This is a genomic window from Nostoc sp. UHCC 0302 (assembly GCF_038096175.1).
In the GTDB taxonomy this organism is placed as follows: domain Bacteria; phylum Cyanobacteriota; class Cyanobacteriia; order Cyanobacteriales; family Nostocaceae; genus UHCC-0302.
This window is the reverse complement of record NZ_CP151099.1, coordinates 3,188,195-3,204,399: the sequence shown is the minus strand read 5'-3', so window position 1 is coordinate 3,204,399 and position 16,205 is coordinate 3,188,195. Positions and strand designations below refer to the sequence as shown.

15 protein-coding genes are annotated in these 16,205 nt (G+C 41.7%); 14 read left to right on the top strand and 1 reads right to left on the bottom strand.

Annotated elements, in window-relative coordinates; translation table 11 throughout:
* Window positions 1-2 precede the first annotated feature (2 nt).
* The 11 genes from WKK05_RS13800 to WKK05_RS13750 all read left to right on the top strand — a co-directional run bounded on the left by WKK05_RS13800 (window position 3) and on the right by WKK05_RS13750 (window position 12,065).
* Window positions 3-668, top strand: a complete 666-nt coding sequence (locus WKK05_RS13800; RefSeq protein ID WP_341530228.1) for a DJ-1/PfpI family protein — start codon at window positions 3-5, stop codon at window positions 666-668.
* A 21-nt stretch (window positions 669-689) separates the two neighbouring features.
* Window positions 690-1,541: a type 1 glutamine amidotransferase domain-containing protein gene (locus WKK05_RS13795; protein ID WP_341530227.1), complete on the top strand. Its 852-nt coding sequence runs from the start codon at window positions 690-692 to the stop codon at window positions 1,539-1,541.
* A gap of 75 nt (window positions 1,542-1,616) precedes the next feature.
* On the top strand, window positions 1,617-3,323 hold the full coding sequence (locus WKK05_RS13790; protein ID WP_341530226.1) for a thiamine pyrophosphate-binding protein: 1,707 nt from the start codon (window positions 1,617-1,619) through the stop codon (window positions 3,321-3,323).
* Window positions 3,324-3,372: 49 nt separating this feature from the next.
* Complete coding sequence (locus WKK05_RS13785) at window positions 3,373-3,825, top strand: hypothetical protein (RefSeq protein WP_341530225.1); 453 nt, start codon at window positions 3,373-3,375, stop codon at window positions 3,823-3,825.
* 44 nt (window positions 3,826-3,869) lie between these two features.
* A complete protein-coding gene (locus tag WKK05_RS13780) occupies window positions 3,870-4,766 on the top strand; it encodes an ester cyclase (protein WP_341530224.1) in 897 nt (298 codons plus the stop codon).
* 48 nt (window positions 4,767-4,814) lie between these two features.
* Window positions 4,815-6,098, top strand: a complete 1,284-nt coding sequence (locus WKK05_RS13775) for an alpha/beta hydrolase (RefSeq protein ID WP_341530223.1) — start codon at window positions 4,815-4,817, stop codon at window positions 6,096-6,098.
* A gap of 70 nt (window positions 6,099-6,168) precedes the next feature.
* Window positions 6,169-6,675 (top strand): cupin domain-containing protein, encoded by a 507-nt coding sequence (locus WKK05_RS13770; RefSeq protein ID WP_341530222.1) that lies wholly within the window; start codon window positions 6,169-6,171, stop codon window positions 6,673-6,675.
* Window positions 6,676-6,985: 310 nt separating this feature from the next.
* Complete coding sequence (locus WKK05_RS13765; RefSeq protein WP_341530221.1) at window positions 6,986-7,366, top strand: nuclear transport factor 2 family protein; 381 nt, start codon at window positions 6,986-6,988, stop codon at window positions 7,364-7,366.
* Window positions 7,367-7,393: 27 nt separating this feature from the next.
* A complete protein-coding gene (locus WKK05_RS13760; RefSeq protein ID WP_341530220.1) occupies window positions 7,394-8,926 on the top strand; it encodes a GMC family oxidoreductase N-terminal domain-containing protein in 1,533 nt (510 codons plus the stop codon).
* A gap of 86 nt (window positions 8,927-9,012) precedes the next feature.
* Window positions 9,013-9,483, top strand: coding sequence for a VOC family protein (locus WKK05_RS13755; RefSeq protein WP_341530219.1), 471 nt, complete (start codon window positions 9,013-9,015; stop codon window positions 9,481-9,483).
* 62 nt (window positions 9,484-9,545) lie between these two features.
* On the top strand, window positions 9,546-12,065 hold the full coding sequence (locus tag WKK05_RS13750) for an alpha-amylase family glycosyl hydrolase (protein ID WP_341530218.1): 2,520 nt from the start codon (window positions 9,546-9,548) through the stop codon (window positions 12,063-12,065).
* Between the two features lie 630 nt (window positions 12,066-12,695).
* Here the strand turns inward: WKK05_RS13750 and WKK05_RS13745 are convergent.
* Window positions 12,696-13,334 carry a hypothetical protein gene (locus WKK05_RS13745; RefSeq protein WP_341530217.1) on the bottom strand — a complete coding sequence of 213 codons (639 nt, stop codon included), beginning with the start codon at window positions 13,332-13,334 and terminating at the stop codon, window positions 12,696-12,698.
* Window positions 13,335-13,388: 54 nt separating this feature from the next.
* On the opposite strand from WKK05_RS13745, the gene WKK05_RS13740 reads away from it, so the two are divergent.
* From WKK05_RS13740 to WKK05_RS13730, 3 genes are all read left to right on the top strand, one after another.
* On the top strand, window positions 13,389-13,775 hold the full coding sequence (locus tag WKK05_RS13740; RefSeq protein WP_341530055.1) for an IS630 transposase-related protein: 387 nt from the start codon (window positions 13,389-13,391) through the stop codon (window positions 13,773-13,775).
* A gap of 99 nt (window positions 13,776-13,874) precedes the next feature.
* Window positions 13,875-14,336: a transposase gene (locus WKK05_RS13735; protein WP_341530054.1), complete on the top strand. Its 462-nt coding sequence runs from the start codon at window positions 13,875-13,877 to the stop codon at window positions 14,334-14,336.
* Between the two features lie 404 nt (window positions 14,337-14,740).
* Window positions 14,741-16,141, top strand: a complete 1,401-nt coding sequence (locus WKK05_RS13730) for an NAD(P)/FAD-dependent oxidoreductase (RefSeq protein ID WP_341530216.1) — start codon at window positions 14,741-14,743, stop codon at window positions 16,139-16,141.
* The last annotated feature ends 64 nt before the right edge of the window (window positions 16,142-16,205 follow it).

Genomic DNA, 16,205 nt, shown 5'->3' with positions numbered 1-16,205 from the left:
TTATGACTACCCGAATGCTAGAAGGAAAGAAAATTGCCATTCTCGTAGAAACAGAGTTCATTCCTGAGGAAATTGCAGCTTATCGGCAACACTTTCAGGAACTTGGAGCAACTGTGCATTTCATGTCTCGGCTTTGGGGAAATGAAAGTGTCCGATTTGTCAGTGATGTAGATGAAGTTGGTAAATCTCTGCAATATCTAGATGTCAACATTGACTTTCAGAAAGTAAATATCAATGAATACGCGGCTGTAATTATGGCAGCTAATTACACCAGTGTACGTCTGCGCTACTTTGAACCACCACCAGGACAGCAAATTAGGCCAGAACTGACACGTACTGCACCAGCAGTTCAGTTTTTTGCTCAAGCAATGGCAAATCGTCGAATTATCAAAGGCTTACTCTGTCATGGATTGTGGTTACTGACCCCAATGCCAGAAATACTCCGAGGACGAAGGGTAATCTGTCATGAAGTAGTGCTGGCAGATATTACTAATGCTGGTGCTGTTTACGTACCGCCACCTGTAAATTCTCAACCAAATGATCCGGGAAATATTGTGGTTGATAGAGACCTAGTAACAGGACGAGCCGGACATGATGTGTATGCCTTTATTGATGCGATCGCTCAGCAAATTGTATCTCAAAGTCAAGAGTTAGCAGGAGTTACTTAAAAACACACAGGAGATCATGCGATGACAAAGATTTTGATTGTGCTATCCGAGTGGGGTTACTGGGGAGAAGAACTAGTAGGCCCCCTAGAAACCTTTGATGCAGCTAGATATCAAGTTGACTTCGCCACCCCAAATGGTAAAAGACCCGTAGCACTAGGGGTAAGCATGGATCCAACTTTTGTTGACCCACCATTAGGCAGACCAGTCACTACCCAAGATATGTCCGATAAGGTCAGACAGCTAGATAATACAAACAATCCACGGTTAAACAACCCGAAAAATCTTAGAGAGTGGCTACCAGAAAGACCTTACTGGAGTTCACCAAAATTCTTACGGGAAATGGAGGAATATTACAGAAAGCTAGAGGAAGTGCAACAAAGAGATTTGCAAACATACGATGCCATTCTCATTGTCGGTGGTAGTGGCCCGATGGTTGATTTAGCTGACAACCAGAGGGTACACGATCTCATCCTGAGCTTTTACCAAATGGGTAAGCCAGTGGCCGCAGAATGTTACGGCGTTGCATGTCTGGCATTTGCCCGTGATATTGGCGATCGCAAAAGCATTATTTGGGGTAAGCACGTCACAGGGCATTGCCTGGAATATGACTATAAAGATGGTACTGGATTTAACGGTACTAACATCGACCCATGTCTGAACAATATTAACTTTGGCACGCCATTCTATCCTCTAGAATACATACTCCGTGATGCCACAGGCCCAGATGGACAGTACCACGGCAATGTCGGTAGATCAACATCAGTGATTGTTGACTATCCGTTTATTACGGGGCGCTCTACACCAGACTCTTATTTGACTGGTCAGAAGGTGGTGGAAGTCCTCGAAAAAGGACTGAAGCGCTATGGCTGGTAAAGCTGGATTTTAAATCTCCGGATGGTACTGCACGATAACGCTGTATGCAATTGATGATTGCAGAAGGTAGAATCCATGACTAACAAAACAGGCCGCTTTGCCATTCTGGAACAATTTTTGGCAGATGGCATCCATTATATGTTCGGTAATCCCGGCACATCAGAAGAAGGATTCTTGGATGCTATTCGGGAATATCCAGACCTGAAATACATCTTGACATTGCAAGAATCCGTTGCTGTGATGGCAGCAGATGGTTACGCTAGAGCAACGAAAAAGCCTGCTCTGGTACAAATTCATAGTACTCCAGGTTTAGGAAATGCGATCGGCGCACTTTATCAGGCATACCGAGGTCACTCACCACTGGTAGTCATCGGTGGTGATGCAGGTATTAAATACCAAGCAATGGACGCTCAAATGGCAGGCGATTTAGTGGCTTTTGCTCAACCCGTTACCAAGTGGTCAACAATGGTAATAGAGCCATCTTCATTGCTGCGAGTTTTGCGTCGAGCAATTAAAATTGCTGCCACCCCGCCAATGGGGCCTGTCTATGTTTGTCTACCAGTAGATATTTTGGATGCTCCCGTAGTTGAAGAAGTCAGACCAACTTCTATCCCATCCACCAAAGTTTTGCCAGATGAAGCGTTGCTCAAAACAGCCGCAACCATGTTGGCATCTGCTCACAAGCCAATGATTTTTGTCGGCGATGGAGTTGCTTATTCTGGCGCACAAGATGAATTGACCCGTGTTGCTGAACTCTTGGGTGCAGAAGTCTGGGAAACTGATGCTGGTGAATTGAACATGAGTCACGCTCATCCTCTGTATCAAGGTATGACGGGGCATATGTTTGGCTATCAAAGCCGACCCATCACCTCTAGAGGCGATGTCAACTTAGTTTGTGGCACATACCTTTTGCCGGAGGTGTTCCCGGAACTGGGCAATATCTTTGCACCAGGAGCTAAGGTTATTCATATTGATTTAAATGCATATGAGATTGCGAAAAATCACTCAGTTGATTTAGGACTAGTTAGCGATCCAAAACTAACGCTTGCTCATCTGGCAAAAATTTTGTCAGCAATTATGACACCAGAGCAGAAAAAAACTGCTAAGGTGCGAACTGCTGATATTGCTCAAGCTAAAGAAGAGAACCATAAACGTGAGTTGCAAGCTGATCGAGAAAATTGGGATTCTGTCCCCTTGCACTTTTCTCGCTTTGCAGCAGAATTAGCAGATCAATTACCAGAAGATGTAATTATCTTCGATGAAGCTCTCACGAGTTCTCCCGATCTGACACGTTATTTAATCCCTACCAAACCAGGGCATTATTTTCTTTCTCGTGGTGGTTCTCTAGGGGTGGGAATTCCAGGAACGATTGGAGCTAAACTTGCTAATCCTGACAAAACGGTAATTGGGTTTACTGGTGATGGCGCTGCTATGTACACAATTCAGGCACTTTGGTCAGCTGCTCGTCACAATATAGATGCCAAGTTTGTTATCTGTAATAATCGCTCCTACAGATTGCTACAAGTGAATATTCAAGCTTACTGGCAAGAACGGGGTATATCACAGCATGACTATCCCCTGAGTTTTGATTTATCTAAGCCAGAGATTAATTTTGTCGAAATGGCGCGTTCGATGGGAGTTGAGGGTGTGCGCATCGAGAAGCCGCAAGAGATAGCCCCAGCTCTTGAACAGGCATTAGCCCACAAGGGCCCATTTCTTATCGATGTGGTTTTGGAAGCAAATGTTCACCCGGAAATGATAGACATTAGCTGCGGACAGTAGTTTAAGGAAATTTCAGTAACATCTTCACTGATTCCCTGGTCGAAAAATAATGGTAGTAAATAATCTAGCACCCCTAACGGATTTGGAAATTCAGCAACTGGCAACGAATTGGTATATGAAACTCGACGCTCACGTTCCAGTTGAAGAATATGTTCCCTTGCTAGCTGAAGAAGATTTAGAAATGCGCTTTCCTGAGGGCACAGTCTATGGCTTTGATGGCTTTAAGGGTTGGTATGAGCGTGTAACTGGTATTTTCTTTGATGAAGTACACACTCTCAAAAAAGTAGCGTCTACATCGACTGGCAATGACCATACAGAAGTTAAAGTTATTGTCAACTGGCAAGCCAGCACTTGGGAGCCACCAACAGCTAAAAGTCAACGAATTGTTGCCGATGCGAATCAGACCTGGATGGTGAAGCGATCGCCAAAAACCCAAAAGCCAGTGATTTCACTTTACATTGTGGACTTACTAGATTATGCCGAAGGCTCTGCCAGACTTTGAGATTTCCCAGAATTGAATCAACTTTACTCAACGGAGTATCACCTATGTCTACAGATGCAAACAAGGCGATCGTCCGCCGTTATTTCTATGAAGTCTTCAATGAAGGGAACATAACCACCCTAGAGGAGATTTGTGGACCTGATTTTATTTTTACACTTCCCACTCACGCCGAACCATTTCGCGGTGTTGAAGGATACAAGGGTCTGGTTAATATGCTCATCGGCTCTTTTCCTGGTATTCATTTTGCTATGGAAGATGTGTTGGCTGAAGGAGATATGGTCTTGACTCGTTGGACAGCAAGGGGGAATCATACTGGTAAGCCATTTCCTACAGCCATAGGGGACATTCCTGCCCAGGGCAAATCATTCCTACTCGAGGGCATGAGTTGGCATCGCATCGTTAATGGCAAAATTGCCGAAGTCATAGCTAATGAGGACTCTTTGGGGCTGCTCCAACAGATCGGTCAAGGTATTTTCCCAAGACAAACAGCCCCAACACCACCAGAACAAACCTCACCAGAAGTCAACAAAGAAACTGTTAGTCGTTACTTTGATGAGGTGATGAATCAAGGAAAACTGGAGGCCATAGATGAAATTATGGCTGCCAACTTCGCTTTTAGAATTCCTACCTTACCAGACCCAGTTCGTGGACATAACGGGATGAAGCAATTTGTCACTGGACTGCGTAACGCTTTCCCTGATGTCCAATTCACAGTTGAGCGTCAGATTGTTGAGGGCCAAAAGATAGGATGTCGTTACTGGCTGACCGGCACTCATAAAGGGGAGTTTCTCGGTATTGCCCCGACTGGCAAATCGGTGAAAGATGTAGGGAATGACCTTTTCCATCTTACTGGTGGTCAAATTGAAGAAATATGGGTCAGCGAGGATTCCTTAGGTTTGATACAACAGCTTGGTGCGATCGCTGCTTCAGCTACTGCTTAAGATGGGTTGGACGCAAAAAGGTCCACATTTAATGCACAGGAGATCATCATGCCAGTAATGTCAAATAAAGTGGAAAACCGGATAAAGCGTTTCCAAGAACAACGCTGGATTCTAGATAATATCATCAGAACTGTAGGCGTGACTTGGGATCAGGGGGATATTGATTTTGCCCTATTTCCATGTGGAATCGGAGCACTTGGCGATTTTATCCGGGTTGAACAGAATGTCAAAAAGTACAACGACATCGCCCGTGAGTACGGTGCTGCTGCTGTTCATCGGCAAACACAGGCCGAGAAACTAGAGAAGTTGGAACATACAGTTGCAGCGCGGGAAAATTACTTTATTGCCGCGATTTTGTATGGACAGGCCCAGTGGCCGATTTTTGAACCAACAAAACAAAATCTTGAGTACGAGAAGCGTAAAAACTACTGCTATGCCAAATATGCTGATTATGCTGATCATGTAGTGCGTAAGGCGGAAATTCCCTACGAAGGCAAGTCGATACCAGGCTGGCTACACTTACCACCCAACTATCAACTGGGTGACCGCGTGCCATATGTGATTACAGTTGGTGGAATGGACAGCACAAAAGAAATTTCCGTTGCACTCTATGGCGATCAATTTCTCAGTCGCGGCATCGCAGTCTTCATGTTTGATGGACCAGGGCAATTTAGCAGCGCCCTCCGCGAAATTTTTGTCACAGAAACGGGATTCTACGAGGCAGGGAAAGCAGTGCTGGTTTGGTTGCGTCAGCAAAATGAGCTAGACCACGACCGGATTGCAGTGCGAGGCGTAAGTATGGGCTCGATTTGGGGAACGCAAATTGCCGTGAGTGACCCCGCCATTAAAGCTTGTGCTGTTGCTTACCCCAGCTACGAAAGGGGCGAAAAAACAGCCTTCAATATGTATTCACCCTCATTCAAGCTTCGTTTTATGTATATGTCAGGTTATACGGATGAAGAAAAGTTTGACAAATTTATCCAGGATATCAATGCTGAAGGATTGGGAGCAAAAGTGAAGTGCCCCTATCTCGTTATCGCAGGGGAGGATGATGATTTTGCCGCGATCGAATCTGTTTTTGATGTCTTAAACGAAATTACTACACCGAAGGAGTTGCTGCTCTACAAAGGTGAGGGACATACGCTTCACAGTAGACCTTCAAGCGCCCTAGGCCCAAGCGAATGGGCTTATATTGCAGATTGGATTGCTGATCGTTTCCAAGGCAAGCCCATCGAGTCAACGTTCTCAGTAGTCAATTCGCAAGGTCTCATTCATCGTGAAACCTGGGGCGAACACCGATTTTATGATTATGGACTTCCTGATATTCCGTAAGTCAGGAAGAGGAATTTAAGGATTTGGGTATTTAGAAAAAGTTTAGTAATGCCTTAAGAGGAAAATCACAATGACGCTTAATCAAGCCACTTTATGGTTGCAAGATGGTCAAGGTCAAGATCCAAAGTACTGGGTGTTTTTTGGTGATTTGTGTACCATAAAGGCAGTAGGTAAAGATACTGGGGAAACCTATGCGCTCGTAGAGTTCGTGGTTAGACCACAAAACGGGCCGCCTCCCCACAGACATACTCACGAAAACGAATCATTTTTTGTTAGAGATGGAGAAGTTGAGTTCCATCTTGACGACGAGAACATTGTTGCCACTGCTGGAACATTCATCCACTCTCCCAAAGGTCAGCGTCACAGTTTTATCAACCGAGGCTCTACGCCAGCAAGAATGCTTGTTTGGGTGACACCAGCAGGGTTAGAAAAATTTTTTGCAGAAGCGGGTGTCCCAGCAGAAGGTGAGTTTACTCTCTCTCCTCCTGTCAGACCCGACGAGCTGGAACAAATTTTAGCGATCTCTCCAAAGTACGGAGTAGAAATCATTCCTCCATCTTCGCAAGCTTCTAATTAGAGTAAATGTTTAGCTGTTTTCTAGCCTAAACTCAAGTTTCCCTAGATTAAGTGTACTTAGAGCCTTCAAAAAATCTTTGAAATCCTTTACATAACACCAATTCAGTAATTTTAATTGTGGGGAAAACCCCCAGTTTTTATTTCTGGAAAGACCTCAATTTCCTCAGCTTAACTTGAATAAGCCTAGTTTTTAGTATTAGTGAATCGGTATTTTAGGTTAAGCATGAACGTTTTTTATCTATATCAACTTCAGGCTAAATAATACCTAATTTAATGAACTAAAACACGAAGAAAGCTCAAGAAGAAAATAAATGAACACTAGAGACATCATTAACAAATACTACGAAGTTGTCAATGCTGGTGATTGGGATACTTGGCTAACGCTGTTTGATGACAATGTGGTTGTAGATGAACAGCTAGCAGGTCATATTGAGGGGGTCGGTGTTTTACAGGGTGCTGTCGGCGGTATAAAGAAGGGTTATTCCAAATTCCAAAACCTGCCAAAACAAATAGTCATTAATGGCCACGAGGCTTGCGTCGTCTCTCACATTTCAGCCGCCAACGCTACTGGTGTACTAATTGAGGCAAACGTCGCCAACTATTTTCGTCTTAAGAACGGCAAAATTACTTACATGGCTAACTTCCATGATACCAGACCATTTGACCCTTTTGTTAATCAAAGGTTGAACTAAAACCCTATCAGTTTGAGAAGGGGCTATATGAGTGAATTTGATTTCATTGTTGTCGGGGCTGGTTCAGCAGGATCAGTTCTTGCCAATCGTCTCAGCGAAAATCCAGCAGTTAAGGTGCTGGTTTTAGAAGCTGGCGGGGCCAATATTCCCCCAACTGTCGATAACCCCTCAATATGGCCTACGTTGCTTGGCTCAGAAATAGACTGGGATTATACCAGTGTTCCACAACCCAGTTTGGAGGGGCGTATCACCCATGAACCAAGGGGTAAGATACCAGGCGGCAGCAGTAATTTATATATTATGATGCATATCCGGGGGCATACATCCGATTACGATAATTGGGCTTACAATGGCTGTCCCGGTTGGGCCTATCAGGATGTTTTGCCCTACTTCCAGAAGTTGGAAAACCAAGAAGACGACTCTAGTCCGTGGGCTGGTAAAGGTGGCCCACTTAATGTCATCAATGCTAAACTGCACAACCCGAATCCAACCTCTGAAGTATTTATTAATGCTTGTTTGGAGTTAGGCTACCCCTATACACCAGATTTTAACGGCCCCAAGATGGAAGGGGTAGGCTGGCATCATATCAACATCAAGGACGGTAAGCGTCATAGTATGGCAGATGCCTATCTCAATCCGGTTTTGAAGCGACCTAATCTCACTCTCAGTACGGACTCCCAAGCTACCAGGTTGCTGTTTGTAGGTAAGCGCTGTAACGGCGTGGAGTACACACAGAATGATGAAATTAAAACTGCCTATGCCAATTATGAGGTGATTGTCTGCGCTGGTGCGATTGAGTCTCCTAAACTTTTGTTACTTTCTGGTATCGGTAATCCTAGTCAGTTGCAGGAGTTCGGTATTGCTGTCATAGCCGATGTACCTGGTGTAGGCGAAAACTTTCATAATCATGTCCTGACTGGTGTGATTTATGAAACAACAAAAGCCATACCACCACCGAACTTGAATCTGTCAGAAAGTGCTTTATTTTGTCAATCAGAACCAGGTTGGATTGGCCCAGATTTGCAACTGGGTTTTGTTCACGTCCCTTTTGACATTATTATTGGTCAAAATTATCCTAATGCTGTCAGTATCTTACCTGGTGTTGTTCGCCCAACGTCGCGCGGTTGGATTAGGTTGGCTAGTAGTAACCCGCTAGATAAGCCGCTTGTTAACCCCAATTATCTTAGTACTCAAGCTGACCTTGAGCGCTTAATCCAAAGTGTGAAAATAGCCCGGGACATATTTGCTACAAAAGCTTTCTCTAGTTGGGTGAAACAAGAAGTGATGCCAGGGCCAGATGTGCAGAATCACGAACAACTACGAGCATTTGTCAAACAAAGAGCAGACTCTTATCATCATCAAGTTGGGTCATGCAAAATGGGTCTAGATAATATGGCAGTAGTAGATCCTCATTTGCACGTCTATGATGTGGAGGGACTTAGGGTAGCTGATGCTAGTGTGATGCCTGTAGTACCTTCGGGAAACTGCCATACAGGTATTGTGATGATTGCTGAGAAAGTTTCTGACCTCATCAAAGATGAGTATAGTTTACACGTTTGATAACTAGATGGAGGCAGAGAAATGATATCTACCTACTTACTGGGAGTCTTTAATGCGTAAATCCAAATTATATCGGGGGAGCGGTAATGGGTTTTTTAGTCTTTTCTCATATGGCAATCAGCTGTCAAGACCCGATCGCAACAGAAAAGTTTTACACTAAATATTTCGGCTTTGTGCGCGCACGGGTTGTATCACTTGGCGACCAGCAAATAGTATTTATTAAATTGGGTGAAATGTACCTAGAAATTTTCCAAGCACAAGGAGAATCTCCTGTTTTACCCACTGATAGAGATGGGCCACAATATCCCGCATGGCGACATTTTGCTTTTCAAGTTGATGATATTTCCGCTAAGTTGGCAGAGATGGGCAATGATGCAAAAATCACCCTGGGGCCGCTTAACTTTGATGATTATATCCCAGGATGGCGATCGGTTTGGATTGCTGACCCAGACGGCAGAATTGTGGAGATTAGCCAAGGCTTTATTGATCAAGATAATCCACCGCTTTTAGAGACAGATTTAACAGGTGGGAAAACTCAGCCTGCACATATTGCGTAACTTGCAAAAAGTGGTGGTGATCAAGCAGAAAACTATAATCTAATTACCTGAAGGATGCCATCATGGCTAAAATTCCTGTTCAGTTTACCTATTTCACAGGTTTTAAAAGAGCAATTTTTAACAATCCCCGTTTAATTGGGAGTTGGGATGAAAACGGTCGCTATTCTCAACAATGGCGATCGCAACAAATGCAGCAAATGATTGGAGAAGATGGCTGTCCCTGCTTCCAGACTACGGTTGAACTTGATGATTCCCAAATTGGCTGGTTATTTCGCTGGGGTGTAATGGTAGATAGTCCAGCAGGTAATAATCTTTGGGGAATCCCAACTGAGATTAACGATAGTAATTCTAGCGATCGCTATCGTAGTTTTACCTTACAATCTCCTGACAACAGTCAGTCTCTACAACAAATATATTATCTAGTTCACAGCCGCAGAGTAGGGGCGCAACCATATTATATTCCTGGTCAATCTCAACCTGCGCTGCGGTTTGCTGTCTGGTCGCCAAATGCCCGTAATGTAGAAGTTGTGTTTGGTAACCGTAGTAGTGGCTATATTGCAGATGATGTTTTTCGCAATGATCCTGATTTTGGCATGAATCCCAACCTGGGGCCATTTCCTCTGTTGCGGACAGATGAGGGTATTTGGCAAACAGATGTCACAGTATCACCAGAACTTGCTGATTTCTCCCGCTTTGACCATATTCCTTATATGTTTAGAATTGTCAATGAAGGGGGACGGGTAGTTTATCGCACTGATTTATATTCTCGCTGCCAAATTGGGAAAGGCAACATCAATCCTGACGGTAAACCTTTTTCTAATCGATATAGAGATACAGAGGACAGACCTTTTTCGGGAAATTATCAAGATTTGGATGGTACTAAAAGCTGCTCTGTAATTGTAAATCCTGATACAGTGACTAGAAATTTTCAAGAACCAGTCTGGCCAGAACTGGAATTTATCCCAGAGGAGGAGTTCTGGAGTAATGAGTTTTCACTGGAACGTCCTGTTCCCCAGCGTGTCGAGGATCTAGTAATTTACGAACTCCACGTAGGGGCTTTAGGGTATGGCCAAAACAGACCAGGAGATTTTCAGGATGCAATAAATTTACTACCCTACTTAGTAGAATTGGGAGTTAACGCTGTTGAACTCTTACCGATGTCAGAATTTCGAGACGAAGTTAATTGGGGCTATGAAACATCTCACTATTTTGCTCTCGAATACAGTGCTGGTGGTAGAGACCAACTGAAACATTTTGTTAGAGAATGCCATCGTTATGGAATTGCGGTGATTTTAGATGTGGTGTACAACCACTTCAATCCTGATGGAGAACGGGCAGAATGGGCATACGACTCGGATATTCCCGAACACAATAGCTATTACTGGTATGAGGGTAACTCTAGCGATTATTTCTACCCAGACGGCAGAAGTTTCCCCGAAGGTGGCTATCTTGATAACTTGTCTACAGGTTTTGCACCTCGGTTTTATGAAGAGATAGTGCGGAAAATGTTCATCAGTAGTGCAGTAACTTTAATGGAGGAATTTCATGTAGATGGGTTCCGGGTTGATCAAACGACTTCGATGCATTCATACAACCAATTGCACGCTGATGGTAGACCTGTAAGTAATGCCAATATTTTTGGTGCTAAATTCCTCAGAGAATGGACAAGGACAATGAAGTTAATCCAATCGAATGCTCTTCTCATAGCAGAGGATCATTCTGATTGGGAGCCAGTTACTGAATCACCTGATGTTGGCGGGTTGGGCTTTGATGCAGCTTGGTATGCCAACTTCTATCACCATCTAATTGGTGATGCTAGACAAGGAACGGAATATGCCAAATTAATTCCTACGGCTGGATACGGTACAAATGAACCCCTAGCTCTGGATAGATTTGCAGGGGCGTTGGGATGGTCTGGCCATAGAAAGGTTGTCTATCATGAATCTCATGATGAAGCAGGCAACTCATATTATGAACAAGGAGGCCTTAGAGTTGAGTCTCGGCGCACAATTGTTTCGGCTGCAAACTCAGCTCCACTGATTGGAGAAACCCGACGTTATGCTGAAGCACGTTGTCACTTTGCTGTGGGAATGTCAATTTTGTCGGCTGGGACTCCGATGTTTTTAATGGGTGAGGAGATTGGCGCACAAAAACCCTACAGATACAGCGACTTCATGGCTAACCGAGAGGATTTGCTAGGCGATCGCCAAACTATTGGTCAGAGATTGTTCCGATTTTACCAAGACCTGATTCAGTTGCGCCGCAACCATTCAGGAATGCGATCGCATTTGATTGATATTCTCTATGTCCACAATGCCAATCGAGTTATTGCTTTCAGACGTTGGGATATCAGTGAAGAATTTTTAGTGGTTGCTAGTTTAAATAATCAACCCTTCTCTTCAGGGTACACCATTAATAATTCTCGAATTGGAGATGGTCAGTGGCACGAGATATTTAATAGTGATGCTGCACTCTATGGAGGAAATAGTATAGGCAACTTTGGCGCTGATATCTCTGCAACTAACGGATATATTCATCCCATAGTTCCAGCCAATGGATTTGTTGTGTTCCAGCGCCATTAGATTGATCTATGGATTAATCCAAAATGACTTTCAGCCAAAGAAAAGACGTAAGGATTCAGGTCTAATATTGCGGAAGCAAAGAAGGACGAGACAAATAATTATTAGAGTCAGCCAGTAAAGCTTGTGCAAAAAAATCAATTACCGACCTTGACGGCGACAAGTCTGCTCAACCTCCATACCATCAGCGATCGCTACCTTTCTCTATTTCTTAGTATATTTATACTATATTTTAGAACACCTAACACAAAAGTTAGGCTTAGCTGCATAGTATCAATTTTAGGAAGATTTCGTCATTCAATAATTTAGAGAGCCAAGAGCATTTACTCTTTATTATGTCCTTCTTCTATTAGGCATCGTAGGTGAACGGTATCTTCTCCAAAAACGCCTCCAAATTAACAACAGTAAAATAGCAATAATAAATCCGCCTAGAGTATATATCCCTTTAGTAGCTGGCATTAACCACCAGGGTTCTTGTGTAGTTGTTGGTGGTAGCGTATCCAGTTTCAAGTTAGATAACTTGATCAGGATAGACCTAACGGGGTTATCGTTCTTTTCGGCTAATCCTGGTAGTGCTGCAACAAACGAGCCAAAAGCCCATCCTCCCGCTAGGAGAGTAACGAAATTTTGAAATTAGCGATCTCGTTCGGCTTTTTCTACTTCCACTCGACTACAAACAGCGTTAATAGTATCTGATTGGAATTTTAAAAATCGCTCTGAAATTTCTGAATCTTTCGTTATTTTTAAGCGATATTTATCCTTCACTAATCTACTAAATTCTGTAAAAAATTTTAAATCTGTTATTGAATTTTCTTGAATGCGGGTAGTTTTTTGTTTGATTATTCCTAAACGTTTTTCATAGTTACTTAAATTAATATCAATCGTAGCAATTTGTAAATCAAAAAGAGTTAACTGTTTTGTATACTCATTGAGTGTATTTTGAATATTTACTAACATTTGGTTTAGAGTGTTTAACTCACTGTATTTATTTCTTGTTTGCTCAATATAATCATTGCCAACTTTAATTGTACGAAAATAAGTTTGCAAAGAAAGTTTTACTTGACGACTTTGATTATAAGCCCAAAGTATCTTGTGACGATAGTAAAATAACCGCATCCAATCAGCATAAAATTTCCCAGATAGATTTAAGGTGTTTTCGTCAGGATATATGATAATAATAAAGTGTTGATGAGCTTGGATCAACTCAAAAATATTCGCTCCCAAAAAATACCCTTGTCCTTCTAAATACTCTTCCCAATCTAAACCATGCATACAGCACTTGCGTCTATTATGAGGTACACTAGATAAAAATATAAATACTTTTAAATGAAGTCCTACTCTGTCGATCTACGAGAAAAAATAGTTGCAGCACATCTTGAGAAAAACATTTCAATCAGGAAAGTGGCTGACATTTTTTCAGTCTCAAAGAGTTTAGTACAAAAGCTTGTAAAACAACAAAAACTTGAAGGAAATTTGCAATCCAAGCCGCGAGGAAAGCCCCAATTTAGTCATTTAACAAATGCTGACACAGAGTTGAGAGAATTAGTTGAATCATATCCAGATGCAACATTGATAGAGTTGTGTGAATTATTTGCAGACAAGACTGGTAATTGGGTAGGTCAAAGTGCAATGTGTCGTGCGTTACAGAAATTAGGATTAAATCGGAAAAAAAAACAAAGCGGAGTACCCAAGCAGGGACGGAGAGAGTCCTAAATTTAAGACTAAATTTTTGGGATAAGGTCAAACATATAGAGCCAGAAAACTTAGTATTTTTGGATGAAACTGGTGCTCTACTTGGGTTAACTAGGACTCATGCGCGTTCACAAATGGGAACAAGAGCTTACTCTATTAACCCCTTCTACAGAGGCTCACTCATTTACGATAATTGGAGCAATTAGTATTAAAGAAGTAGTTGCATTAATGACAATAAATGGTTCAATGGATGGCATTGCATTTGAATTATTTATTGAAAAGTTTTTAGTGCCAAATTTATGGTCAGGAGCAGTGGTAGTAAGGGATAATTTATCCGCGCATAAACTAGATTCAATTGTGCCAATGATTGAAGCTGTCGGTGCAAAAGTTATATGTTTATCACCATACTCCCCCGATTTTAATCCAATTGAATTATGGTGGTCACAACTTAAATCTTTTTTACGTACTTTTGCTCCAACTACAACAGAAATGGTTGATCAACTAATCTCAGTTGCACTCGATTTAATAAATCCTCAACATTTAAGAAACTGGTTTGCTAGTTGCTGCTACTGTACCTCATAACAGCCGTAAATGCTGTAAACAACTTCAGTTAAGGGGAAATTTATTTCTAGCCAGCTTTTGATAATTGGAAACCAAATTTCTTCAACATTGATGTAATTTAAAGATAAAAACCGCTGAATTTTCTTCCTTCTACTTTCAAACAGTATTAGGTATTGGTAAGGCAGTAGCTAAGGGAGCATCCCAGTTTTTTGCAAAGAGGGCGAAAATCAGTCAGAATAATTAAGATGAGTGTATTTACCTACCGATGACCCCAGAACAAAAGCAAGCCCTCCAAGAACATATTCAAGCGATCGCTAATGTTTATTAACATAGACGACTATGTTAATAGTATTTTTATACTAGCTTCATCATAAACCGTCTTAAGTTTCCTGTTAATCAAGTATTCCTACTTTGATGTGTCTTTTATGAAAATATTTGATGTTGTGATAATTGGTGCTGGGCCCATTGGTTTAGCAACTGCTCTTGGCTTAAATAAGCGTGGTATTACAAATGTTCTTGTCCTGGATCAGACTCGTGCTTTTCGTCAAGTGGGACAAATTGTGGACATTTTACCAAATGGCTTGAAAGTTCTCAAGTCATTAGTACCTGATGCTTACGATGAAGTAAAGGCAATAGGTTTGAAATCAGTCAATCCTAATTTATCTCCTAAATGGGTTTATAGAGATTTACAAGGAGAGTTAATCCGCTCGATTCCTCTTGAATTTGAAGTGTGGTCTAAAGCTTACGGAGAGGGACGAGTAGCAATAACTTGGTACGAACTACAAACAACTTTTAGAAATTTACTTCCCCAAGAGCAGGTAAAAGCTAATCATCGTTGTGTAAATGTTGTTGAAGAACCATTTGATGGGTGTGTGCGAGTAGATTGCATATCTCAGGAAGAGAATAATCCTTATGCATATTGGGAGCAAAAACCTTATGAGCCACAAATTCAGATTTTGGATGCTACCTATACACAATCAGAAATTAAATCGTTTCGAGCCAAGCTAGTTGTTGCCGCAGATGGGATTAATTCTACAATTCGCAAGGTACTTTATAAAGATAGTCCTTATTATAATTTTTCTACTCCTCGATACTCAGGATTTGCGGGAATACTTTGCACAAAAACAGAGGTAGGAGACAAACTGAAAACAGAGATTGAAGAAAAATTTCTTCAGAACTCACTAATTGTAACAGTTAGTAATAATAATTCTGCCACAGGCATCAGGTTTATCTTGTTTCATAATCAAAACAGTTATAGATACATGATACAAATGCCTTTGCATTATAATTCTCTAGAAAATAAGACTGGAAGTGCTTTAATTGATTTAGCAGAACAAGAGTTAGAAAAAGCTGATTTTCCGTCTTATTTAAAGCAATTAGTACATTTATCTTCTCCGACTGAAATTCAACAGCGCCTTTATCATATTCATCACGCTGCGATTACAGAACAGATTTCTATTTCTAACGGAAGTAACTCGAATACTGAAGGTCATACTGGAGAAATTCAACCGTTTTGGAGTAAAGGGCGAGTTGTATTAGTTGGAGATGCAGCACATGGGATGCCTCCTTTCATGGGTCAAGGAGTAAATCAAGGACTTGAAGATGCACTTTCTATTACAACACTTATCGCTCAAATTGCACAAGAAAATAACTGGGATAACGAGCAAGTTATAAATGCAGCTTTTGAAAAATATCAAAACTTCCGTCGTCCATTAATTAAATATATTCAAAAAGCTACTTTAACAAGGTTTCCATTTTATTCAGAAAAGAATTTTCAAGATTACACCGAGCAAGTTTATTGCCGTAATTTCGAACAAGTATTATAAATTTAAACAGTTCTTCCAGTACTTTTATGGTGATTACTAAATTTTAGTAAATTTTAGTAACTAC

Excerpts from the sequence above, each read along its gene's own strand:
- WKK05_RS13775 (WP_341530223.1), top strand. The coding sequence starts at position 4,815 with ATGCCAGTAATGTCAAATAAAGTGGAAAACCGGATAAAGCGTTTCCAA.
- WKK05_RS13785 (WP_341530225.1), top strand. The coding sequence starts at position 3,373 with ATGGTAGTAAATAATCTAGCACCCCTAACGGATTTGGAAATTCAGCAA.
- WKK05_RS13730 (WP_341530216.1), top strand. The coding sequence starts at position 14,741 with ATGAAAATATTTGATGTTGTGATAATTGGTGCTGGGCCCATTGGTTTA.
- WKK05_RS13770 (WP_341530222.1), top strand. The coding sequence starts at position 6,169 with ATGACGCTTAATCAAGCCACTTTATGGTTGCAAGATGGTCAAGGTCAA.
- WKK05_RS13735 (WP_341530054.1), top strand. The coding sequence starts at position 13,875 with ATGCGCGTTCACAAATGGGAACAAGAGCTTACTCTATTAACCCCTTCT.
- WKK05_RS13765 (WP_341530221.1), top strand. The coding sequence starts at position 6,986 with ATGAACACTAGAGACATCATTAACAAATACTACGAAGTTGTCAATGCT.
- WKK05_RS13795 (WP_341530227.1), top strand. The coding sequence starts at position 690 with ATGACAAAGATTTTGATTGTGCTATCCGAGTGGGGTTACTGGGGAGAA.
- WKK05_RS13780 (WP_341530224.1), top strand. The coding sequence starts at position 3,870 with ATGTCTACAGATGCAAACAAGGCGATCGTCCGCCGTTATTTCTATGAA.
- WKK05_RS13755 (WP_341530219.1), top strand. The coding sequence starts at position 9,013 with ATGGGTTTTTTAGTCTTTTCTCATATGGCAATCAGCTGTCAAGACCCG.
- WKK05_RS13750 (WP_341530218.1), top strand. The coding sequence starts at position 9,546 with ATGGCTAAAATTCCTGTTCAGTTTACCTATTTCACAGGTTTTAAAAGA.
- WKK05_RS13790 (WP_341530226.1), top strand. The coding sequence starts at position 1,617 with ATGACTAACAAAACAGGCCGCTTTGCCATTCTGGAACAATTTTTGGCA.
- WKK05_RS13760 (WP_341530220.1), top strand. The coding sequence starts at position 7,394 with ATGAGTGAATTTGATTTCATTGTTGTCGGGGCTGGTTCAGCAGGATCA.
- WKK05_RS13745 (WP_341530217.1), bottom strand. The coding sequence starts at position 13,334 with ATGCATGGTTTAGATTGGGAAGAGTATTTAGAAGGACAAGGGTATTTT.
- WKK05_RS13800 (WP_341530228.1), top strand. The coding sequence starts at position 3 with ATGACTACCCGAATGCTAGAAGGAAAGAAAATTGCCATTCTCGTAGAA.
- WKK05_RS13740 (WP_341530055.1), top strand. The coding sequence starts at position 13,389 with ATGAAGTCCTACTCTGTCGATCTACGAGAAAAAATAGTTGCAGCACAT.